This is a genomic window from Membranihabitans marinus (genome assembly GCF_019802045.1).
Taxonomy (GTDB): Bacteria; Bacteroidota; Bacteroidia; order Chitinophagales; family Saprospiraceae; genus Membranihabitans; species Membranihabitans marinus_A.
The window spans coordinates 1-590 of record NZ_JAHVHU010000047.1; the positions used below are offsets into that span (position 1 = coordinate 1).

The window sequence follows — 590 nt, forward strand, 5'->3', positions numbered from 1 at the left end:
GATGGTGGTCAGAACTACCAACCATCGAACGAATTCACGGGATTAACGGCGGGTAATTATACGATTACAATCAAGGATGCAAACGGATGTACAAAGACCTGTGATGAGGTGACGGTAGGTCAACCTGATGCACTGACCTGTAGTACGACACCGACGGATGCGAGCTGCAACAGCGGGAGCGATGGAAAGATCACTGTGACAGCCGGAGGAGGAACTCCCGGTTATACGTATAGCATTGATGGTGGTCAGAACTACCAACCATCGAACGAATTCACGGGATTAACGGCGGGTAATTATACGATTACAATCAAGGATGCAAACGGATGTACAAAGACCTGTGATGAGGTGACGGTAGGCCAACCTGATGCACTGACCTGTAGTACGACACCGACGGATGCGAGCTGCCACGGGGGCAGCGATGGAAAGATCACTGTGACAGCCGGAGGAGGAACTCCCGGTTATACCTATAGTATTGATGGTGGTCAGAACTACCAACCATCGAACGAATTCACGGGATTAACGGCGGGTAATTATACGATTACAATCAAGGATGCAAACGGATGTACGAAGACCTGTGATGAGGTGACGGT

Annotated in this window: 1 protein-coding gene; it reads left to right on the forward strand. The window is 49.8% G+C overall.

The genetic code is table 11. The annotated features are described in order from the left end of the window. Positions 1–590, forward strand: a 590-nt coding sequence (locus KUV50_RS19315) for a SprB repeat-containing protein (RefSeq protein WP_222581852.1), incomplete at both ends; no start/stop codon positions are given.